Genomic DNA, 22693 nt, shown 5'->3' on the forward strand with positions numbered 1-22693 from the left:
TTTTTCTATGATAAAATTCGTCGATATTTTCAACTAAATAAAGTGATCCCCATGCCTTGGATTCAAGTAAAACTAAATGCAACATCTGAAAATGCTGAACTAATCAGCGACATGCTAGTAGAAGAGACCGGTGCTCTTTCTGTTACATTTTTAGATGCTAAAGATACCCCTATCTTTGAACCTCTTCCTGGAGAGACTCGCTTATGGGGTGAAACGGACATTGTAGCTCTTTATGATGCAGAAACCGACATGGATTTAGTCATTACACAATTGAAAGCAAGCACCGTACTTGATGACAATTTTGCCTACAAAGTAGAGCAACTTGAAGATAAAGACTGGGAACGCGAATGGATGGATAACTTCCACCCAATGAAATTTGGTGAGCGCTTGTGGATTTGCCCAAGCTGGCGTGAAATTCCAGAGCCAGACGCGATTAACGTCATGCTTGATCCTGGTCTTGCATTTGGCACAGGAACGCATGCAACAACCGCACTTTGTCTTGAATGGCTAGAAAGCATCGATCTTACTGGTAAAACAGTTATCGATTTCGGTTGTGGTTCTGGCATCTTAGCGATCGCCGCTATCAAACTAGGTGCAGCGAAAGTGGTTGGGATCGATATAGATCCTCAAGCGATCACAGCATCAAAAGACAATGCAACTCGCAATGGTGTTGCTGATCAACTAGAGCTTTTCCTTCCTCAAGACCAACCAGAAAACCTTGTCGCTGACGTTGTTGTTGCTAATATTCTTGCCGCTCCTTTACGTGAACTTTCAAGTATTATTACGGCTCATGTGAAGCCTGGAGGCGCACTAGCTATGTCTGGTGTACTCGATACTCAGGCAAATAATGTCGCTTCATACTACTCAGACAACTTCACTCTTGATGCGATTGCAGAGCAACAAGAATGGTGCAGAATCTCAGGAATTAAGAAGTAACGGCCTCTAAGACCTACTCTTCATAGAAAAAACTTCAATGCCTCAATACTAAATTTGAGGCATAAAACCATCTAATTGACTGAAATATAAACAAATTACACAAACAATTTGTAAATGCTCAAAATTTGGTCTTTTCAGGCGAGGAAAAAATGCGTAAAATGCGCGCCCTTGCTGACACAAACGTGCGTGGATGTTTTGCAGATAGGTAAATATACATTAAAGAACAATCTTATCGTTGCTCCTATGGCTGGTGTGACTGATAAACCTTTTCGTGAGTTATGTATGCGTTACGGCGCAGGCATGGCTGTGAGCGAGATGATGTCTTCTAATCCAAAACTGTGGAAAACATCTAAGTCCCAAAATCGCATGGTACATGAAGGTGAATCTGGTATTCGCTCGGTACAAATTGCAGGGGCAGATCCTAAGTTAATGGCGGAAGCAGCGCGATACTGTGTTGAGACTGGTGCGCAAATCATCGATATCAATATGGGATGCCCTGCTAAGAAAGTGAATAAGAAGCTTGCAGGCTCAGCGCTCCTACAACGCCCAGATTTGATTGAAGAGATCTTACTGGCAGTTGTGAAGGCGGTTGATGTTCCTGTCACTCTGAAAACGCGCACAGGCTGGGATCCGGACAATAGAAACTGTGTTCAGGTTGCAAAAATGGCAGAACAATGCGGCATTCAAGCTTTAGCGCTCCATGGGCGTACCAGAGCTTGTATGTACAAAGGTGATGCTGAGTACGACAACATTAAAGCGGTAAAAGAAGCGATTTCGATTCCGGTTATAGCAAACGGTGATATTGACTCACCGGAAAAGGCTCGTTTTGTGCTTGATTACACCGGCGCAGACGCTTTAATGATCGGCCGACCTGCACAAGGTAGGCCATGGATTTTTCAAGAAATCCAACATTATTTAGAAACGGGCGAATTCATGCCACCTCTTCCAATTGAAGAAGTGAAGGCCACTTTATTGGGTCATGTTCAAGCGCTTCACCTATTTTATGGTGAGTTTTTAGGCCCTCGCATTGCTCGTAAGCATGTGGGTTGGTATTTAAAAGAGCACGAACAAGCAAATGAATTCCGCCGCGGCTTTAATGCTATTGAAGATGCCCATCAGCAACTTCAACAGCTTGAAAGCTATTTCGACCACGTTGCATCATAATAACAGAAGAGCTAAACAGAATATGTTCGATCAATCTATGACTTCAGAAGCATTAACAGTTACAACAGTTACAGCACAAGACCAGATTACTCAGAAGCCACTACGTGACTCTGTTAAGGCTTCGCTGAAAAACTACTTAGGCCAATTAAACGGTCAAGAAGTTAACGACTTATATGAATTAGTATTAGCTGAAGTAGAGCAACCTCTACTAGACATGATCATGCAGCATACTCGCGGCAACCAAACAAAAGCAGCAAATATGATGGGTATCAACCGTGGTACTCTTCGCAAGAAACTTAAAAAATACGGCATGAACTAATCACGCCTTATGAAAAATTTAAAGCAGTGTTAAGCAATTAACACTGCTTTTTTTATATCTAATAATCTTCATATTACTAGAAATAAAAAAGCCGATACTACATCACTGTAATATCGGCTTTTTTATTTGATTTACTCGACTACGGCCAAGCGCGCTTCTTAGCACCACCAGTCCCGGCCCCTGAACGAAGAAGTTCGACAGCTTTTGCTGTTTTCTCTTCAATGCCTTTTAAACGCTCATCTAACTCACTTAAATCTGCAGATGCTCCGGCTGTACTAGAGCCTTTAGATCCCGCATCCACCATTTGAGCGATTTTTGCGTTCTGGGCTTCAATACGCTTAATGCGAGCATCTAGCTCCATTACCGCTTTGCCTTGCTCACTGATCTTTCTATCGATAACTTTCAGAGCAGAAAGCAATTTGATTACGTATTGTTTTTCCATTAATGGGCTCTCACCTAATTTTCGCTCAAACTTCTATACATTACTTATCGACCATTTTATCAACATCTTTAATAAACAGTCACAATAAATTACGCTTTCTTCTCTTCTAAATCAGCCAATGCCGAAAGTATTGAACAATGCGAAGCATCATCATCAATATGACCACAACACGCATCATTAATACTTTTCAATGCAATACGAATGTCGGTTAACTGTGCAATTTTCTCATCTATAATCGTTAACTTGGTTTGGGTGATCGATTTAACTTCTGCACAGCTATGCTTGGTTGCCTCTAAGCGAATCGCAAGCAACTCTTTAATCTCATCAAGAGTTAGACCTAATTGCTTTGCTTTTAAAATAAAACGGATTTGTGCTAGATTTTCTTCATTGTAAAGACGATAGCCACTATTGCTTCTTCCTGACGGAATGAGTAATCCATTCTTTTCATAAAAACGTAATGTATCACTGGTTACATTACAGTGTTTTGCCAATTCACCAATTAAATACATTTTCATTAACTCTAATCCCTCTTTGTCTGCTCCCATTTTCATTCTTTTTTCATAAAAATGGCATCTTTTTTTGAGAATGCAATCGATTGCGAAAGCTTTTTTGTTTAACTTTAGTTAGAATATGCGCCATTACGTTGATGTGATGTTTCGTGCTTAACTCTTTATTAGGGTATTTCCCAAAACTGGCCAATTGCTGTTTGCCTTCTTTATTACTAAGAATGATAAACAGAACAAGTTCATTTTTGGCAAAAATCCTAACTTAATTCTAAAGGAAGAAAGTAGCAATGAATAACCCACGTCCGATCCGTCGCGCGCTAATTAGCGTATCTGATAAAACTGGTATTGTAGAATTTGCTCAAGCACTGACTGAACGTGGTGTTGATATTTTATCTACTGGCGGCACAGCTCGCCTGCTGGCAGAAAAAAATATCCCTGTAACAGAAGTATCTGATTACACAGGCTTCCCTGAAATGATGGATGGCCGCGTTAAAACTCTTCATCCTAAAGTGCATGGTGGTGTTCTTGGTCGTCGCGGTCAAGATGATGGCATCATGGAGCAACATGGTATCAATCCAATCGATATTGTTGTTGTTAACCTTTATCCATTCGCTGAAACCGTAGCAAAAGAAGGCTGTACTTTAGCTGATGCTGTTGAGAACATCGATATCGGTGGTCCAACAATGGTTCGCTCTGCAGCTAAAAACCACAAAGACGTTACTATTGTCGTTAATGCTCACGATTACGATCGCGTAATTTCTGAAATGGACGCTAACGACAAATCACTGACTCAAGCAACGCGTTTTGATTTAGCGATTGCAGCATTTGAGCACACCGCTTCTTACGATGGCATGATCGCTAATTACTTCGGCACTATGGTTCCTAGCTATGGTGAGAATAAAGAAGGCGATAACGCATCTAAATTCCCTCGTACCTTCAACCAACAGTTCGAGAAAAAACAAGACATGCGCTACGGTGAGAACAGTCATCAAGCGGCTGCATTTTATGTTGAAGCTAATCCTGAAGAAGCGTCAGTATCAACGGCTCGTCAAATTCAAGGTAAAGCGCTTTCTTATAACAACATTGCAGATACAGATGCCGCTCTAGAGTGTGTGAAAGAATTCGATGAACCTGCCTGTGTTATCGTTAAGCACGCAAACCCTTGTGGTGTTGCATTAGGTAAAGATGTTCTAGAAGCTTATAACCGTGCTTACCAAACGGATCCAACGTCTGCATTTGGTGGCATCATTGCTTTCAACCGTGAATTAGATGCTGCGACTGCAACAGCGATTACTGAACGTCAATTTGTTGAAGTGATTATTGCCCCTTCTGTTTCTGCTGAAGCAATTGAAATCATAGCGGCTAAGAAAAACCTTCGCTTACTTGAGTGTGGCGAATGGTCAACAAAAACGACGGAATTTGATATTAAGCGTGTTAATGGCGGCCTATTGGTTCAAGACCGTGACCAAGGCATGGTATCGGAAGATGAGCTTAAAGTGGTTTCTAAGCGCCAACCAACGGCTGAAGAATTAAAAGACGCACTGTTCTGTTGGAAAGTAGCGAAATACGTGAAATCTAACGCCATTGTTTACTCTAAAGGTGACATGACTATCGGTGTCGGCGCTGGCCAAATGAGCCGCGTGTATTCTGCAAAAATTGCAGGTATTAAAGCCGCGGACGAAGGTTTAGTGGTCGAAGGTTGTGCAATGGCATCCGATGCGTTCTTCCCATTCCGTGATGGCATTGATGCAGCGGCAGAAGCTGGCATTAAATGTGTTATCCAACCGGGTGGTTCAATGCGTGATGATGAAGTTATCGCAGCAGCAGACGAGCATGGTATGGCGATGATCTTTACGGGTATGCGCCACTTCCGCCACTAGGGAATACAGTAACGAGAGCGCTTCGCTTCTAGAGGCTAGAACGCTGCGCTCCTATAAGTGCAAAAGAACACACTTTGTGAGTTTACATTACTCTTATAGTTTCTAGTTTCTAGTTTCTAGTTTCTAGCAAACTTAACTTTGTATTCACCAATTTGCATAATTTATTCCCATTACAATATGCTATTAAGGATTAAAAATGGACATTCTTATTATAGGTGCAGGCGGTCGTGAGCACGCGCTTGGCTGGAAAGCGGCACAAAACCCAAACGTTGAAACGGTATTTATCGCTCCAGGTAATGCAGGTACAGCGCTTGAACCAAAATTAGAAAACGTGGCGATTGATGTTGAAGACATTACTGCTCTTGTTGCGTTTGCTAAAGAAAAAGAAATTGAACTGACTATCGTTGGTCCAGAAGGCCCATTAGTGATTGGTGTGGTTGATGCATTCCGTGAAGCAGGATTACCGATCTTTGGTCCAACCAAAGCGGCAGCGCAACTAGAAGGTTCTAAAGCGTTTACTAAAGACTTTTTAGCACGTCATGATATTCCGACAGGCTACTACTCTAATTTCACAGAGATAGAGCCTGCGTTAGCGTATGTACGTGAGCAAGGCGCACCTATCGTTGTTAAAGCCGATGGTCTTGCTGCGGGTAAAGGCGTTATCGTTGCGATGACTCTGAAAGAAGCTGAAGATGCTATCAAAGACATGCTTTCTGGCAATGTTTTTGGTGAAGCCGGTAGCCGTGTCGTTATCGAAGAGTTCTTAGAAGGTGAAGAAGCAAGCTTTATCGTGATGGTTGATGGTGCTAGCGTTCTACCTATGGCAACAAGCCAAGATCATAAACGTGTTGGTAATAAAGATACAGGCCCTAACACGGGTGGCATGGGTGCATATTCTCCAGCGCCTGTTGTCACACCTGAAATCCATAACCGTATTCTAGAAGAAGTTATCTACCCTACCGTTCGCGGCATGGATGCAGAAGGCGCACCTTACACTGGCTTCCTATATGCAGGTTTGATGATTGATGCTGATGGTACACCAAAAGTAATCGAATATAACTGCCGCTTTGGTGATCCAGAAACACAACCAATTATGATGCGCATGGAATCAGATCTTGTAGAACTGTGTTTAATGGCTATCGATGAAAAACTGGATGAAGCAGAATCTAAATGGGATCCTCGTGCTGCTATTGGTGTTGTTCTAGCTGCCGGCGGTTACCCTGCCGATTATGCAAAAGGTGATGTTATTTCTCTTCCTGCAACAGAACTTGAAGGTCAGAAAATATTCCACGCAGGAACAACCAACAACGCCGCTGGTGATGTGACAACAAATGGTGGACGTGTACTTTGTGCGACCGCACTGGGTAATACCGTCTCAGAAGCTCAAGAGCGCGCGTATGAGCTAACTAAACAAGTAAGTTGGAATGGAATGTTCCATCGCAATGACATCGGTTACCGCGCCATTGCTCGCGAATTAGAAAGCAAGTAAACATTACTTTTCTACAAATAACAAAAAAGGCGCTGTGATAGCGCCTTTTTTCTAAGAACAGATTACTCTTGAATCAGTTCAGGGCGTTCTATACAGGCAGAACTGTCGTCTGTTAATAGTAATAATTCGGACATTTTTAATACTGCTTTATCTTTATTTTCAGTGGTTCCTAAAAACGAAATAAAACTGTCTAGCCCTGAAAGTCGAGCCACCACAAAGTTAGGTAATATTTGATTAAACTCTAATTGATCGTATTGCTTACCATCACACGAGTAAAATGTTTCACCATCCCACTCACCTTGGAATAACGAGTTATCATTCTTATCTAACTCTTCCACTTTCGCAATTAAGTATTTGGACTGATCTTGAAACTGAGTTAATTGATTTGGCATTAACGGGAATATTTTTCCATCTTTACGATAACGCTGATATACCGCTTCACCATTGCTGTTATAGCGAACATGCATCATGTAAGGAATTAGTCCATCACTACCATCAAGCATCTCGCCTTCACGAACGGCTTCAACCAGTGTACTTTTTTCCCAACGATATGTTGTTTTATACCAACCATAATCACCCATTGTGACGTAATCAGAAGCAATAACAGGTTGTTGTAAACGACGTGTATACCAATAGTAACTCGTTGCGTCACCTTGGATTTGACCACCAGTCAAGACCGTTGGTTTTATGCGTTGTTCGTCTAATGGATTAGATGAACAGCCAAAAAGAAATGCGGAGAGAAGTAAGGTGGATAGAATGCGCTTCATAAAAATGCCGAGTTAAGGAATAACTCGGCAAAGTATATCTTAGTTTACTGATTCTTTCAGTGCTTTACCGGCAACAAATGCTGGAACATTAGCCGCTTTAATTTGAATCTCTTCACCAGTCTTAGGGTTGCGACCAGTACGAGCTGCGCGGTGATTAACTTTAAATGTACCAAAGCCAATAAGTTGAACCTGATCGCCATCTTTCAATGCGCCAGTTACGCCTTCTAGAGTCGCTTCAAGAGCTGCTTTTGCTTGTGCTTTTGATAGGTCTGCTTTTTCAGCAATAGCATCAATTAACTGGGTTTTATTCATTAGGGTTTCCCTTCTATTTTTTTTAAAATCACCTTCACTCTAATGCATAAAGCCCCTACCTGGCAAAGGTTTGTCGCTATTCTTGCTGCAGAATGCGCGTTCTTTAGGCATAAACTGAGTAACGTCTCACAATTTGTTACTAATTTTCAATTATGAGTCATTGTAATTTGCTCATTCAATACCCATTTTATAAGGGCTTGCTTACTTTTTTTGAGATTACTAATGTTAATTTTATCCATCTATATCGCTATTTCTATCAGCGTATCTTTTATATGTTCTGTTCTTGAGGCCATTTTGCTCAGTATCAGTCCTAGCTATCTAGCCCAAATGCGACAGGAAAAACATCCTTCTGCAGAAAGATTAACGCAACTAAAAAACAATGTAGATCGCCCTTTAGCTTCCATTTTGACACTAAACACTATTGCCCATACCGCAGGTGCTGCAGCATCTGGTGCTCAAGCTTCCATCGTATTTGGCAGTGAATGGCTAGGCGTATTCTCTGCGTTCTTAACATTCGCTATTTTACTGTTCTCTGAAATCGTCCCTAAAACTATCGGGGCAACCTATTGGCGTCAACTCGCACCACTTGCGGGGAAAATGCTTTATTGGATGGTTTTATTACTAACGCCTGTTGTATGGGCTTCAGAGCAATTAACAAAACGCTTAGCTCGTGGACATCAGCCTCCGAAATTAAGAGACGAAATTGCAGCAATGGCTACGCTTGCAAAAGAAAATGGGGAATTTGCGGAAGGTGAATCAAAAATCTTAACTAATATTTTAAATATTAAAGATATTTCAGTGACTCAAGTGATGACTCCGAGAACGGTACTGTTTCGTGTAAATTCAGAAATGAGTATTGACGATTTCTTACAAGATTATGCAGACACTCCATTTTCTCGCCCTTTAGTTTACAGCGAAGACAGCGATAACATCATTGGTTTCACACATCGATTAGAATTATTCTCTGCAGTACGTAAAGGTCAAGGCAGACGAACTTTAGGCTCTGTGATGCGCCCAATTCAAGTGGTCATTAGTACTTCAACATTGCCAAAAGCTTTTGAGCATCTAATGAAGCACAGAGCACAGCTTGCTCTTGTCATTGATGAATACGGTACAGTTCAAGGCTTATTGACTCTAGAAGATATCTTTGAGTATATGGTTGGTGAAGAGATCATTGATGAAGCAGACAAAACGACAGATATGCAACAATTAGCTCAACAACGTTGGATTAATTGGAAAAATAAACATGGCGTGATCGATAATACAGATGCAGAAGAACACTAATATTATTAGTGCGTAGTATAAAGGTGTTAGCAAGCCCCTTTAGATAAAAACAAAAAAACCGATGAATAATCATCGGTTTTTTTATATGAGAAAAAATTAATATTGCAGCTCTAAGCCTATATTACTTACATTTTCATCTCTTAATTCTTGGCGTAAATCTTTAATCAAATCAATATCACGCTCTTCAGCTTCACGTAGTGGTCTAAAGATAGCCCATTGAACGTCCCACTCTTCACAAATCACTTCAATTTCTTTTTGATTTTCATCAGTGACTTCTTCACCTGTTTGAGCTTCAACCAACTGAGCAACTGTTGTTACTGATAATTGGCTAACCTTAAACATTGCATCTTCTAAAACATCGCGATCTAAGATCCCATGTAAAAAAGTAGATAGAGCAACACATGCATCAATCGCTGGATAAGTTAGATAAATTGAATCATCATTTACCTCTGGGATCATTTCTTCTAGTTTTTCTAATTGACGTTCAAAATTAATTTTGGCATTTTTAACGGTCAATAGCTCCCAAATACTATCTAGAATAACTCGATAAGTTTGAGGCTCAGCAAAGCCTGTTGCCTTACAATAATGCGCGTAGTTTGGATACATACGTTCACATAAAGAAGCCATAAAAGTTATTTGTTGCCATGGTTCAAATTTTTCTAAACGAACTTGGATAGGATTGCGTAACATATACGATTCTACACTATAAAAAAATGACGCTTTAAGTGTACTTGATAACCACGAATGACAAAAGGAAGGTTATGAATAAATTACTTATCATTTCACAAGAAAAAGAGAAATATATCTCTCTTTTTGAGCAATCAGATCTTCCTGATCTTGAAATTTGTCATGATCTGAAAAAAGCGGACATTATTCTTGCCGATCCACCACTGATTAAAGACCTTCTTAATCAACTTAAATCAGTCAAATGGCTCCAATCAACCTTCGCAGGGATTGATACGTTAATACAACCACATTTAAGACAAGACTACGATCTTACTAATGTAAAAGGGATCTTCGGCCAACAAATTTCAGAGTATGTTTTAGGTTATTCTATTCAATATTTCCGACATTTCCAACACTATGCTAAACAACAAAATAACAAAGAATGGTTAGTTCATTCTTATTCTAGTTTATCGGAAAAAAGCATGGTGATTTTAGGTACGGGATCGATAGGTTGTTATTTAGCAAAGACAGCAAAAGTACTCGGTTTTAGTGTTTCTGGCATTAATCGCTCAGGTATCCCACCGAAAGACTCGCCATTTAATCAAGTATTTCATATCTCAGAAATAAAAAATGCGCTTAAAACGGCCGATGTCATTGTAAGTACTCTTCCTAAAACGGAACAAACAATAGACCTACTTAATATAGATACATTAGAAAATTGCAATCAGGCCATATTATTTAACGTTGGTCGTGGAGAAGTGTTGGATAACTATGGATTGTTGAATGCTCTCACTTCAGGATCGTTATCCCATGCTTTTCTTGATGTGTTTAATAATGAGCCTTTATCACAGGAGTGCCCATATTGGCACCACCCAAACATTACGATTACCCCTCATATCGCTGCACTTAGTTTTCCTGAGCAAGTATTTCAGCAATTCTCAGAAAACTATTTACGTTGGCATGATGGTTTTTCATTACTTAATCAAATTGATTTTGATAAAGGCTATTAATCTCAGGCTTTCATTCTATTCACATATCGTTATGCGAGTATTATTCACTCGCTTTTTTGGCTGCTAGTTTTGCTCGGATAAATGCTGAATGTTCAATGTAAATAAGGTCTGATACTTGTCGTATTACGGCCTCTTCCATTGGTTCAATAATCCCATCCGCGTATGCAATTTCCCACATGCCTTCGATTAATTGAAAGCGCTCTTCTGGCAGTAAACTGCGTAATTTAGTCGTAAATTCATACAAAGAAACGGATGCTTTGCTTTTTATTTTAGCTTGAACAAGTAACTCTTGAGCACTTTCTTCATTAAGATCAAGCAGCTTAATTAATAATTGTATTTTTGCCGCTTCTTCTTTTGCATTCACTTGATGATCAGCATTAGAAACTTCACACAATAATGATGCCATTGCTAAATTCATACCCGCGGTATCAATCGCACCACCCTCACCGCCTTCATGCATAATTTTACGGAATAATGTCTGTAATTGTTTAAACATGTTATGCCTCTTACTTTAATCTCTATATATTATGGAATGTATTCAGGTACTAATTAAGAATACTCAATGATTCTTTGAATGCCAATAAGTATACGACAACACTTATCTTCACGTGTTCCTTTTGACCTCTGCTTACCATCAAGCATAAAAAAAGAGGCTCTACTAATAGGCCCCTTGATTTTCTTATTCTATCTACTATTTATGATATGGTTTTGATAACTCATGAACCGCATCAACAAATACACCCGCATTTTCAGGCGGTACATCAAGATGAATACCATGACCTAGATTGAATACGTGGCCTGTTCCTTCATTACCAAACCCTTCAAGAATAGTGCTAACTTCTTGGCGAATACGCTCAGGTTGTGCATAAAGGATTGATGGATCCATATTACCTTGCAGAGCAACTTTATCACCAACACGTTTCTTCGCATCAGCAATATTGATTGTCCAATCCAGACCAATGGCATCACAACCTGTTGCTGCAATTTGCTCTAACCACATTCCACCATTCTTTGTGAATAGAGTAACAGGAACACGACGACCTTCATTTTCACGAATTAATGCATCGACAATTTTATGCATATAACGTAATGAGAACTCGTTATAGTCACGAGGGGTTAATACACCACCCCATGTATCAAATACCATGACCGATTGTGCACCGGCTTTAATTTGAGCATTAAGGTACTCAATAACAGTATCTGCCAATTTATCGAGTAATAGATGTAATATTGCAGGCTCTGCATACATCATTTTTTTTATTTTAGTAAAAGCTTTAGAGCTTCCGCCTTCAACCATGTAAGTCGCCAGCGTCCACGGGCTACCAGAGAAGCCAATCAATGGAACTTCACCTTTAAGATCTTTACGGATCTGACGTACGGCATTCATTACGTATTGTAATTCACCTTCAGGATCAGGAATGCCAATTTTATCGACGTCTGCTTTACACGTAATTGGACGTTCAAATTTAGGACCTTCGCCGGCTTCAAAGTACAGACCTAGACCCATTGCATCTGGAATCGTCAGGATATCTGAAAATAAAATCGCAGCATCTAGAGGGAAACGGCGCAAAGGCTGAAGCGTAACTTCAGAAGCAAGTTCTGCATTCTTACACAAAGACATAAAATCGCCCGCTTCTGCACGCGTGGCTTTATATTCTGGTAGGTAACGGCCTGCTTGGCGCATCATCCAAACTGGTGTGTAATCTACTGGTTGTTTTAATAACGCACGTAGGTAACGGTCGTTTTTTAATTCTGTCATGATCTTTCCCCATACTTAGATCCCGCTATTGTAACATCCAATTCATTGAACAGAAGCTTACCTTTGCTAGCGAGATCATATTTACTTAATGTTCTCTTAAAACCAAATGACCACAAATTAAAAATTGTCTTATAAATGAAGAGAGATATCCTATTTATAATAGAATTATAAATTAAAACGTTACCCTTTTTCATTCACTATTTTAGGCTTTTATTTTCTCTAATGTGGTCTCAATTAATGTTCTCGCTATCGTGCCTTTTGGTGCCAATTCGGGCAAATCATCCTCACAATACCAATCCGCTTTAATTAACTCATTTTTATCAATACGAATGTCGCCAGAATCATAATCCGCCATATACCCCATCATTAAACTTGAAGGGAACGCCCAAGGCTGACTCCCTATATAACGGATATTTTTTATCTTAATGCCCGTTTCTTCAAACACTTCACGCTCAACGGCCATCTCAAGCGTCTCACCGACTTCCACAAAACCAGCTAAAACGGTAAATAATCCCCCTTTATGCCTTTGATGTTGTGCAAGTAAGATCTGCTCACCACGACGAACAGCGACAATGATAGAAGGGAATATTCTAGGGTAATGTAATTTACGACATTCATTACATTGCATCGCGATTTGATTAATATTGAGTTGATTACGTCCACCACACTGAGGACAAAATCGAAACTCTCTCGCCATAAAGCCATATTGAATTGATTTACTGATCATAAAAAAAAGTGATTCTTTCACTAATAAAAGTGACCTTAAATTAGTATAAATCAACGTCTGCTCTACATGCTCATCATTCAACCATAAAACTGGTCTGTTCTCGTATTCTCCAATGCACACGGCGCTTTCAAAAGGCAAATTCACATCAATGGCGCTACCATAAGGGAGAGATTCTGCTTCTAACCAAATTGCGGAATCATTTACGACACACCAATACGCTTTTGTATGTTGGTTTAACATCTTTCTCACAACCCTCTTGCAGCCATCAATATTTACTGGCAATCTTAATCAATATAGTAATGAGTGTATACCTAACCCATTTCCGCTGAAACCGTATTTGGATGTAACTTAGGTATAGCTATAAAACTTTGGTTTATGACTTGCAACTACAAGGATATCGTTATGCTAACTAAACTAAATCAATTTCAAGAAGAATGGGGTGGGAATAGCGAGGTTATTGATCATTGGTTATCAACTCGTCAAGACTTGCTAGTTGAATACTGTAAATTAGCAGGCTTACCTCCTTTTGATTCATCAAACTCCTCTCTGCCGTCTTTCTCATCAATTCAATTGTTTACACAACATTTAATTGATTATATTTCTGAAGGACATTTCAAAATTTATAACATGGTAATGGCGAAGTGGGATTCAACTGGTTTTTCTCCAACAGAAGAGATGAGTCAGCTATATGCCAAAATCACAAAAACAACTGATCCAATGTTGAATTTTACCGATAAATACTCACAAGAAAATGAAGACTTACTGCTCTCTGACTTTGATAAAGATTTTTCAATCTTAGGTGAGACCATTGGCGAACGTTTTGAACTGGAAGATGGGCTAATTGAGCAAATTGCGACTAGTTTAAATCACCCACCGGGGGCTTAACAAAAAAGAGCGTTTATGTATTTTAAACGCTCTTTTTCCATTATAAAACTTGATTCGTTTCTGAGGAATACTTGCGGAATATTGGGTTTTCTTTGCCATTTGGATTCTCTGGACGCCATAAGCCCTCTTCAATCCCTTTAACAATGAGATGAATCACCGCTGAGTCAATTGCTGACATTAACGCAATATTTACGGGCTCATTATTAGTGTAACCTAACTCCACCTCTAATAACTCTTTATAATCAACAAATCGAAATGCTCCTGCTGATAATTCATAAGATAAGATTGTTTTGCTTGTTGTTACACTTGTTAAGATTTTCCCACTTCGAACATCGACGGCTCTGATATTAACCGTTACCTGATCCGCTCTATACTGCCCTGAACCACCAATACCTAGATATCGAGCACCAGCCCCTCCTGTTTTAATATTTGAATCATAAGCGACAATCCCCCCTTCAATCATGACATTCGCTGACAAAAGCGAAGGCAATGTTGAACCATGGTTACTGATTGACTCTTGTTTTTTTTGTGCCGCTCTAATGATCTTTCTTTCCGTTAACAGGTTTTGAAGCCCTTGACGCTCTAACGGATAAAACCATTCAGAATCCAACAATGCCATTGTGAGTAAAGCCGTACCGCCCTGAGGGACTGCCGTTGAGAAGTTACTATTAGGCTGAGGCTTATACTGTCCGGTCTGATCTCTGAAATCATAAACAGAAACATAAATTTTACCTTGAGGTTTAGGCAAAGAGATCAAATCTAAATACGTGGCACCACGCTGCATTAATGTCGGAGATTCCGAAGCGTCAGGAACTCCGATTGATTTAGAGCAACCTGATATAATAAAAAGTAATAAAAATAACATTGAATATTTCATTGCTGATTCCTTAGCTTAGAAATTAATCTGGAGTAAGACCACTGACTTGTATTTCAGAGGTTTCACCTGTTTCTTTATCAACAATTTGAATCAGTAACGCTCCAGAATCATCAACAATATTAAGTATAAAATCATCAGTAACTAATTGGCCTGTATTACCGTTGCCCACATCCGCCAATAGCTGGCTAATCAAACGAGATTCTAAACTTGAGGTTAAGCGATCTAACGCCGATTCTTGCTCAAATAATGAGTCATCTTGTGGCCCTTTATAATCATTAATGGCATTCGCTCCAGCAAATAAATGGCTTGTGTTAAGCGGGTTTCCCCCAAAATTTGGATTTACTGGAATATAAACAAGCTCACTTGCTTGACCTACGCTTGCTACCATATTGATCAGAATAAAGAGTATGATCCTTATGTTCATGCTACATCCTTAGATCTCCGGAAAATCGAGATCATATGTATCTTTAAATAATTTTTCTGTTTGCCATTTCACGATATATTGATTAACCGCTTCTACTGCTTGCTCTGCTTTCTCTTCTGCTTGTCTTTGACCTGGAGAAAGAGCGCCTCGATAAATCACCTTATCAAAATGGTAAACCCCGATAATGCTGCCAGATAATGCTGTTGGTCTCTCTTTTACAGTTAAGTTCACGCCTAAATCATCGTATTTACTGTTCATTTTTATGGAAAAAGAAAAATAAAAATCTTTTCCTAATCGAGTTAAAGTACGATCAATAATTAACCCATCAATCTCAACAAGGTCATCAACCTCATTTACCTTGTCTTTTTCTAATGGTGTCGAATTTTCTAATGCTGCTTTGCTTTCAGAAGCATTCGATAGAGAAGAAAAAAGTAAGGCCATAAGTACTTTAAATAAAATATATTTATTCATTCACTTATCCCTTCAAAGTCATACCCCTTTGTCCATATCATTGCTTGCAAGCGATTCTTTACATTCAATTTTTTAAATACATTATGCAAATGTGTTTTAACCGTATTTTCACTAACAAAAAGTGTATTTGCGATATCTATATTTGATGCCCCTAAAGAAAGAAGCTTTAATATTTCTTTTTCTCTTGTCGTTAAAGAAACCGATGATGTTAATATTCCATTTTGTTTTGAACGATAAATAGAAATAAGATCATTTGTTATTTTCCGGCTAAGCCACATCTCACCATCAATTATTTTCTTTACCCCTTCAGATATTACGTCGACATTATCTTTTTCATAAAAAACGCCAACAACACTGGGGTATCTCATTATATTTTTTGTTATATTTTCATTAGTTACGTTAAAGAGTATTTCTTTTACCTTCAATTTATATTTCGTTATAACTGAGAGATACTGTTTATATTTCTTATCTGTTTGGTTTTTGAAATCCAAAATAACTAAAATGTCTTCATCTTCTTTTTCTCCTTTCATACCTAACTCATCACAATCAAGTGTCATTATCTTTCTACCAGAAGATTTTTCTAATAAATCAATGAGTAAAGATGAATACAAGGTTGGACTTGATGATAAATAATAAATGTTCATCCCTGACCTCCACTAATATTGTTATTTAAAACTAGTTCAAACGGACTATATATCCACTAAATAACTACGTATTCCGTAGATATATAAGACCAGTATCAAAATTGAGAATGCAATAATAGTAACAAAAACAAAATCCCTAATACTTTAGTTTATTTTTTTAAATTAAAAATATCATAATTAAGTTCATGGTTGTTCTCTGTGTAAATCCCATACTTTTGATGTAGCAAACTTGCTATTGAAAAGAGGGATACTGATATGAAAAAACTATCAGTAAATTATCTCTATTTATTAATGGCTGTGAGTAGTTATACATACGCAGATTTAGATTTAGGCATCAACGAGTTTAATGCACCTAGTGAGCTAACTGAATTATCAGAGCTTAATACGGGTCATAATAATAATGCCATCGTAGATCTTACTACTTCGACAAATTCTCGAATAACTATTGTGCAGCATAATGTAAGTGGAGCAGGAAATAATAAAGCAAAAGTAAGACAAGCTGGTTATAACAATACAGCGGCAGTATTGCAGCTTGGAAGCAACAACACTGGGCTAATCGTTCAAAATGGCACAAATAATTCAGCCTCTCTAGAGCAATGGGGTGTGAACCATGAAGCGGCTATTTTACAGAATGGTAATGACAACATAGCCCATTTAAGACAGACGGGTAATGGTAAACAAAACGCAGTAAATCAAACGGGTGATTCAAATATTGCAGCAGCAGTGAATAAAAATAATGGTGCAGGTTTTTCCATTAATCAGACTGGCAATCACGGAATTATCTTAGTCAATGGAATGGATAGATTCATATCCATCATAAATTAAATCATTTCAAGGAAGTTTATTATGAAAAAGCTAGCAATCGCAATCTCAACCATCTTACTGTCTAGTACAGTTTATGCAGGAAATACAGCAGACGTAGAGTTGTTTAATGCAGATGATAATGACGTTAATATTTTCCAATTATCCCCCGCTGTTGGTAATGACGCAGATGTGTTAATTAGAAATTCAGATGATAATGACGTTGATATCTATCAAATGGGACGCCACAACGAAGCAGTAGTACGAGCTCGTAATGGTAGTGATGATAATGACCTAATGATAGAGCAAGATGGCCGTCATAATAGAGCTGTATTAAAAGCTCGTTTTGGTAGTGACGATAATGATTTTTCTATTGAACAAGATGGTCGTAATAATCTAGGTAAAGTTATTGCTTATGGAAGTGATGATAACAATGGATTAATAGATCAACGTGGACGAAGCAATAAAGCCAATATCAACTTTGATAATGCAGACAATAATGCAAATAATAAAATTGTACAAAGAGGCCGTCGAAACGAAGGTGATATAAGTATTATGGGCGGTTCAAACAATGGAACTCTTAAAATTCACCAAAAAGGACGTGATAACGATTCTACAATTCATGTTTATGGTGGTTCAGGTAATGATGCATTAACAAAAATTAATGGTAATGACAATACAACTTATACTGCATTCTATGCCGGTGCATCAGACAATGATACGAACATACGTATGAAAAATGATTCACTAGATAACACGGTTTATGCCGTTGTTGTTGGTGGTAGCTTTAATGAAGCAGATGTAACAATTGACGCAAGTAATGATAACTACCTTACTGTCTCTCAATGGGGTAGTGATTCTGATGCCACTCTTACTTTGGAAAATGGATCAAATAATAACTGGATGATGATTAATCAAACTAATAATGATTCAGCGACTGTTATGGCTGACAATAGTAGTAATAACGTTGTTTTAATCACACAGTTATAATCACACATACGTTTAAATATAAAAAAAGCCCTGCATTTCTGTAGGGCTTTTTATTTAGCGAATATTAAAACTAATTACTCTTCAGAAGAGAAACCCGCATTCAATAGCGCCGCTAAGTTATCTGTTGCTTCTTCAGCAGAAGGCGCAACTTTCGCTGCTGCTTTTTGCTTTTGACGAGCTTGGTGGTATGCGAAACCTGTACCCGCTGGAATCAGACGACCAACGATTACGTTTTCTTTCAGACCACGTAGTTCATCACGCTTACCAGAAACCGCAGCTTCAGTAAGTACGCGCGTCGTTTCTTGGAACGATGCAGCAGAGATGAACGACTCAGTAGCAAGAGATGCTTTAGTAATACCAAGTAAATCACGGCCAAAACGAGCTGGTTGCTTACCTTCAGCTTCAAGCTGACGGTTTGCAATAGTTACGTTTGCAAATTCTAATTGCTCACCTTCAAGGAAAGTAGAGTCACCAGAATGTGTGATAGTACACTTACGTAGCATTTGACGAACGATAGTCTCAATGTGCTTATCGTTAATCTTAACGCCTTGTAAGCGGTAAACTTCTTGAACTTCGTTTGTGATGTATTCAGTAACTGCATGAATACCACGTAAACGTAGAATATCATGTGGAGTTTCTGGACCATCAGAAATAACGTCACCACGCTCAACTTTATCACCATCAAAGATGTTAAGTTGACGATGTTTATGAATCATTTCTTCATAAACTTCACCAGTGTCATCACGAGTGATCAATAAGCGTACTTTACCTTTAGTTTCTTTACCGAAAGCAACGATACCTGCGTGCTCAGCAAGAATTGCTGGCTCTTTAGGTTTACGAGCTTCAAATAAATCCGCTACGCGTGGAAGACCACCGGTAATATCTTTAGTACCACTTGAAGCTTGAGGAATACGAGCCAGTGTTTCACCGATACCTACATCGCCACCATCTGCCAGGTTAACAATTGCTTTACCTGGTAGGAAGTATTGAGCTGGCATTTCAGTGCCAGGGATCATGATGTCACGGCCATTCGCATCAACAAGTTTCACTGTTGGACGCATGTCTTTACCTGCAGAAGCACGCTCAGCCGCATCAAGGATAACAATTGAAGATAGACCCGTTAACTCATCAGTTTGAGTTGTAATAGTCACACCATCAATCATATCAACGAATTGAACTTGGCCTTTTACTTCTGTGATGATTGGCATTGTATGCGGGTCCCAAGCAGCGATCTTATCGCCTTGGTTTACTGCATCACCATCTTTCTTAGAAAGAATAGTACCGTAAGATAGCTTGTAGCTTTCTTTCGTACGGCCATGTTCATCAATAACAGTCATTTCAGATGCACGAGACGTAATAACTAAGTTACCTTCGCCATTCGTTACGTGCTTAGCATTGTGAAGTTTAATCGAACCATTCGTTTTAACTTGAATGCTGTTGTCTGCTGCAGCCGTAGATGCCGCACCACCGATGTGGAACGTACGCATCGTTAGCTGTGTACCAGGTTCACCGATAGACTGAGCAGCGATAACGCCTACTGACTCACCTTGGTTTACCATGTGTCCACGAGCAAGGTCACGACCGTAACAGTTTGCACAACAACCGAAGTCAGCTTCACAACTTACAACTGAACGTACTTTAATTTGGTCAACTGAGTTCTCTTCAACGATTTGACACTGCTTCTCATCAAGAAGCGTGTTACGTGGAAGAAGGATCTCATCTGTACCTGGTTTCAATACATCTTCAGCAACTACACGACCTAGAACACGCTCATGTAGAGGTTCTTTAACATCACCACCTTCAATTAGAGGGATCATGGTAACACCTTCCAGTGTTCCACAGTCATCTAAGTGAACTACTACATCTTGAGCAACGTCTACTAAACGACGAGTCAGGTAACCTGAGTTCGCTGTTTTAAGTGCTGTATCGGCAAGACCTTTACGCGCACCATGCGTTGAGATGAAGTATTGGTTTACGTTTAGACCTTCACGGAAGTTCGCCGTGATCGGTGTTTCGATGATTGAACCATCTGGTTTCGCCATCAGACCACGCATACCTGCAAGCTGACGAATCTGAGCTGCAGAACCACGAGCACCTGAATCGGCCATCATGTAAACGCTGTTAAACGATTCTTGTTGCTCTTCTTCACCATCGCGGTTAAGCACAGTTTCTGAAGACAAGTTATCCATCATCTCTTTAGCAACTTGTTCATTCGTTGCTGCCCAGATATCGATAACTTTGTTGTAACGTTCGCCCGCAGTTACAAGACCAGATTGATATTGTTCTTGAATTTGCTTAACTTCTTCTTCTGCTTCAGCAACTTTCGTATACTTAGCATCAGGGATAACCATGTCATCGATACCAACAGACGCACCAGACAATGCTGCGTATGCGAAACCGGTGTACATGATTTGGTCTGCAAAGATTACTGTATCTTTAGAACCAAGAGTACGATATGCCTCGTTTAATAGGTTAGAGATTTGCTTCTTACCTAACTTCTGGTTAATGATGCTGTAAGGAAGACCTTCAGGAACGATCTGCCATAGCATTGCACGACCAACAGTCGTATCAACCAGTTTAGTTTCACGAGTTTCAATACCGTTCTCATCACGAAGAACTTCTGTGATACGAACTTTAACGCGAGCATGTAGCTCAGCATTACCTGTACGGTATGCTTTTTCAGCTTCAGCAAAACCTTCTAGGTACATGCCTTCGCCTTTCGCGTTAATTCTGTCACGCGTCATGTAGTACAGACCTAATACAACATCCTGAGAAGGAACGATGATTGGGTCACCTGATGCTGGCGACAGAATATTATTCGTCGACATCATTAGGGTACGAGCTTCTAGCTGAGCTTCCAGAGTTAGTGGTACGTGTACCGCCATCTGGTCACCATCGAAATCGGCGTTATATGCCGCACACACTAGTGGGTGAAGCTGAATCGCTTTACCTTCGATTAGTACTGGTTCAAACGCTTGAATACCAAGACGGTGAAGTGTTGGTGCACGGTTAAGCAGTACTGGGTGTTCACGAATAACGTCATCTAGGATATCCCAAACGATCGCTTCTTCACGCTCTACCATTTTCTTAGCAGCTTTGATTGTCGTAGCAAAACCACGACCTTCTAATTTGCTATAAATAAATGGTTTAAATAATTCAAGTGCCATCTTCTTAGGAAGACCACACTGATGTAGACGAAGGTATGGACCGACTGTAATAACAGAACGACCAGAATAGTCTACACGTTTACCAAGCAAGTTCTGACGGAAACGACCTTGTTTACCCTTGATCATATCAGCAAGAGATTTCAAAGGACGCTTGTTAGAACCTGTAATCGCACGACCACGACGACCGTTATCAAGCAGTGCATCAACAGACTCTTGCAGCATACGTTTTTCATTACGTACGATGATGTCTGGTGCAGCTAAGTCTAAAAGACGCTTCAAACGGTTGTTACGGTTAATCACACGACGGTATAAGTCATTTAGATCAGACGTAGCAAAACGACCGCCATCTAGTGGAACTAGAGGACGAAGATCTGGCGGAAGAACAGGTAGAACAGTTAAGATCATCCATTCTGGGTTGTTACCAGATTGAACAAATGCTTCTACAAGTTTTAAACGCTTAGTCAGCTTCTTACGTTTTGTTTCTGAGTTAGTTGTTTCTAACTCTTCACGCATGTTCTCGATTTCAGCTTGCATGTCCATAGAACCAAGCAAGTCTTTAATCGCTTCCGCACCCATCTTAGCTGTGAATTCGTCACCGAACTCTTCAAGCTTATCAAGATATTCTTCTTCTGAAAGAAGTTGGCTGCGCTCTAAGTCAGTCATACCTGGCTCTGTAACCACATATGATTCAAAATAAAGTACACGTTCGATATCACGCAGTGGGATGTCCATTAACAAACCAATACGAGACGGAAGTGACTTAAGGAACCAGATATGTGCAACAGGAGACGCAAGTTCAATATGACCCATACGGTCACGACGAACTTTAGTTTGCGTTACTTCTACGCCACATTTTTCACAGATAACACCACGGTGCTTCAGGCGCTTATATTTACCACATAAGCACTCGTAGTCTTTCACTGGGCCAAAGATACGTGCACAGAAAAGACCGTCACGTTCTGGCTTAAAGGTACGATAGTTGATTGTTTCTGGCTTTTTAACTTCACCAAAAGACCATGAACGAATTTGGTCAGGTGAAGCAAGACCGATTTTGATTGCATCAAATTCTTCGGTCTTATGTTGTGCTTTCAGAAACTTTAATAAGTCTTTCACATTCGGCTCCTGTAAGGAGAAAAAAGGCGCTCGGCGAGCGCCTTATATTCTACCGGACAA

General features: G+C 39.6%; 23 protein-coding genes. 10 read left to right on the forward strand and 13 right to left on the reverse strand.

Annotated features, from left to right (window positions below; all coding sequences use genetic code 11):
* The first annotated feature begins 51 nt into the window (after positions 1–51).
* From prmA to fis, 3 genes are all read left to right on the forward strand, one after another.
* On the forward strand, positions 52–936 hold the full coding sequence (gene prmA, locus AACV33_RS10035; RefSeq protein ID WP_065609285.1) for a 50S ribosomal protein L11 methyltransferase: 885 nt from the start codon (positions 52–54) through the stop codon (positions 934–936).
* Positions 937–1131: 195 nt separating this feature from the next.
* Complete coding sequence (dusB, locus tag AACV33_RS10040) at positions 1132–2100, forward strand: tRNA dihydrouridine synthase DusB (RefSeq protein ID WP_012551269.1); 969 nt, start codon at positions 1132–1134, stop codon at positions 2098–2100.
* Between the two features lie 22 nt (positions 2101–2122).
* Positions 2123–2419 carry a DNA-binding transcriptional regulator Fis gene (gene fis / locus AACV33_RS10045; protein WP_005421285.1) on the forward strand — a complete coding sequence of 99 codons (297 nt, stop codon included), beginning with the start codon at positions 2123–2125 and terminating at the stop codon, positions 2417–2419.
* 139 nt (positions 2420–2558) lie between these two features.
* On the opposite strand, the gene AACV33_RS10050 is transcribed toward fis, so the two are convergent.
* Positions 2559–2861 (reverse strand): hypothetical protein, encoded by a 303-nt coding sequence (locus AACV33_RS10050; RefSeq protein ID WP_023604480.1) that lies wholly within the window; start codon positions 2859–2861, stop codon positions 2559–2561.
* 89 nt (positions 2862–2950) lie between these two features.
* Entirely contained in the window at positions 2951–3370 is a 420-nt protein-coding gene (gene zntR / locus AACV33_RS10055) for a Zn(2+)-responsive transcriptional regulator (RefSeq protein ID WP_012551271.1), read from the reverse strand.
* 284 nt (positions 3371–3654) lie between these two features.
* Between zntR and purH the strand changes: the two genes are divergently transcribed.
* A complete protein-coding gene (gene purH / locus AACV33_RS10060; protein WP_182699276.1) occupies positions 3655–5247 on the forward strand; it encodes a bifunctional phosphoribosylaminoimidazolecarboxamide formyltransferase/IMP cyclohydrolase in 1593 nt (530 codons plus the stop codon).
* 196 nt (positions 5248–5443) lie between these two features.
* Positions 5444–6736 (forward strand): phosphoribosylamine--glycine ligase, encoded by a 1293-nt coding sequence (gene purD, locus AACV33_RS10065; protein ID WP_182699277.1) that lies wholly within the window; start codon positions 5444–5446, stop codon positions 6734–6736.
* A 62-nt stretch (positions 6737–6798) separates the two neighbouring features.
* Here the strand turns inward: purD and AACV33_RS10070 are convergent, their stop codons facing one another.
* Together AACV33_RS10070 and AACV33_RS10075 are read right to left on the reverse strand one after the other, a co-directional pair.
* Entirely contained in the window at positions 6799–7503 is a 705-nt protein-coding gene (locus AACV33_RS10070; protein WP_023604477.1) for a DUF1481 domain-containing protein, read from the reverse strand.
* Positions 7504–7542: 39 nt separating this feature from the next.
* Positions 7543–7815, reverse strand: coding sequence for an HU family DNA-binding protein (locus AACV33_RS10075; protein WP_012551275.1), 273 nt, complete (start codon positions 7813–7815; stop codon positions 7543–7545).
* 222 nt (positions 7816–8037) lie between these two features.
* Here AACV33_RS10075 and AACV33_RS10080 point away from each other — a divergent pair, with 222 nt between their 5' ends.
* Positions 8038–9099: a CNNM domain-containing protein gene (locus AACV33_RS10080; RefSeq protein ID WP_012551276.1), complete on the forward strand. Its 1062-nt coding sequence runs from the start codon at positions 8038–8040 to the stop codon at positions 9097–9099.
* Positions 9100–9195: 96 nt separating this feature from the next.
* Here the strand turns inward: AACV33_RS10080 and AACV33_RS10085 are convergent, their stop codons facing one another.
* Positions 9196–9789: a YjaG family protein gene (locus AACV33_RS10085; RefSeq protein WP_012551277.1), complete on the reverse strand. Its 594-nt coding sequence runs from the start codon at positions 9787–9789 to the stop codon at positions 9196–9198.
* A gap of 71 nt (positions 9790–9860) precedes the next feature.
* Here AACV33_RS10085 and AACV33_RS10090 point away from each other — a divergent pair, with 71 nt between their 5' ends.
* Positions 9861–10775 (forward strand): D-2-hydroxyacid dehydrogenase, encoded by a 915-nt coding sequence (locus tag AACV33_RS10090; protein WP_182699278.1) that lies wholly within the window; start codon positions 9861–9863, stop codon positions 10773–10775.
* 40 nt (positions 10776–10815) lie between these two features.
* Here AACV33_RS10090 and AACV33_RS10095 read toward each other — a convergent pair whose 3' ends face one another.
* From AACV33_RS10095 to nudC, 3 genes are all read right to left on the reverse strand, one after another.
* Positions 10816–11271: a tellurite resistance TerB family protein gene (locus tag AACV33_RS10095; RefSeq protein WP_017023483.1), complete on the reverse strand. Its 456-nt coding sequence runs from the start codon at positions 11269–11271 to the stop codon at positions 10816–10818.
* A 195-nt stretch (positions 11272–11466) separates the two neighbouring features.
* Positions 11467–12534 carry a uroporphyrinogen decarboxylase gene (hemE, locus tag AACV33_RS10100; RefSeq protein WP_017023482.1) on the reverse strand — a complete coding sequence of 356 codons (1068 nt, stop codon included), beginning with the start codon at positions 12532–12534 and terminating at the stop codon, positions 11467–11469.
* 202 nt (positions 12535–12736) lie between these two features.
* Positions 12737–13501, reverse strand: coding sequence for an NAD(+) diphosphatase (gene nudC / locus AACV33_RS10105; RefSeq protein WP_017023480.1), 765 nt, complete (start codon positions 13499–13501; stop codon positions 12737–12739).
* A 162-nt stretch (positions 13502–13663) separates the two neighbouring features.
* Between nudC and AACV33_RS10110 the strand changes: the two genes are divergently transcribed.
* Positions 13664–14146 carry an Rsd/AlgQ family anti-sigma factor gene (locus AACV33_RS10110; RefSeq protein WP_026025616.1) on the forward strand — a complete coding sequence of 161 codons (483 nt, stop codon included), beginning with the start codon at positions 13664–13666 and terminating at the stop codon, positions 14144–14146.
* 40 nt (positions 14147–14186) lie between these two features.
* Here the strand turns inward: AACV33_RS10110 and AACV33_RS10115 are convergent, their stop codons facing one another.
* Genes AACV33_RS10115 through AACV33_RS10130 form a run of 4 tightly spaced genes read right to left on the reverse strand, consistent with a single transcriptional unit; the run spans position 14187 to position 16562 of the window.
* Positions 14187–15023, reverse strand: a complete 837-nt coding sequence (locus tag AACV33_RS10115) for a CsgG/HfaB family protein (RefSeq protein WP_023604473.1) — start codon at positions 15021–15023, stop codon at positions 14187–14189.
* A gap of 22 nt (positions 15024–15045) precedes the next feature.
* Positions 15046–15447 (reverse strand): curli assembly protein CsgF, encoded by a 402-nt coding sequence (locus tag AACV33_RS10120; RefSeq protein ID WP_012551283.1) that lies wholly within the window; start codon positions 15445–15447, stop codon positions 15046–15048.
* 9 nt (positions 15448–15456) lie between these two features.
* Positions 15457–15918, reverse strand: coding sequence for a curli production assembly/transport protein CsgE (locus AACV33_RS10125; RefSeq protein WP_012551284.1), 462 nt, complete (start codon positions 15916–15918; stop codon positions 15457–15459).
* On the reverse strand, positions 15915–16562 hold the full coding sequence (locus AACV33_RS10130; RefSeq protein WP_012551285.1) for a LuxR C-terminal-related transcriptional regulator: 648 nt from the start codon (positions 16560–16562) through the stop codon (positions 15915–15917). The genes AACV33_RS10125 and AACV33_RS10130 overlap by 4 nt, the downstream gene beginning before the upstream one ends.
* Positions 16563–16817: 255 nt before the next feature.
* Between AACV33_RS10130 and AACV33_RS10135 the strand changes: the two genes are divergently transcribed.
* Positions 16818–17387 (forward strand): minor curlin subunit, nucleator CsgB, encoded by a 570-nt coding sequence (locus AACV33_RS10135; protein WP_017023476.1) that lies wholly within the window; start codon positions 16818–16820, stop codon positions 17385–17387.
* Positions 17388–17408: 21 nt separating this feature from the next.
* Complete coding sequence (locus AACV33_RS10140; RefSeq protein WP_012551286.1) at positions 17409–18353, forward strand: curlin associated precursor, CsgA like; 945 nt, start codon at positions 17409–17411, stop codon at positions 18351–18353.
* Between the two features lie 74 nt (positions 18354–18427).
* Here the strand turns inward: AACV33_RS10140 and rpoC are convergent, their stop codons facing one another.
* On the reverse strand, positions 18428–22633 hold the full coding sequence (rpoC, locus tag AACV33_RS10145) for a DNA-directed RNA polymerase subunit beta' (RefSeq protein ID WP_017023474.1): 4206 nt from the start codon (positions 22631–22633) through the stop codon (positions 18428–18430).
* Positions 22634–22693 lie beyond the last annotated feature (60 nt).

This window comes from Aliivibrio sp. SR45-2 (assembly GCF_963890165.1).
Classification (GTDB): Bacteria; Pseudomonadota; Gammaproteobacteria; order Enterobacterales; family Vibrionaceae; genus Aliivibrio; species Aliivibrio salmonicida.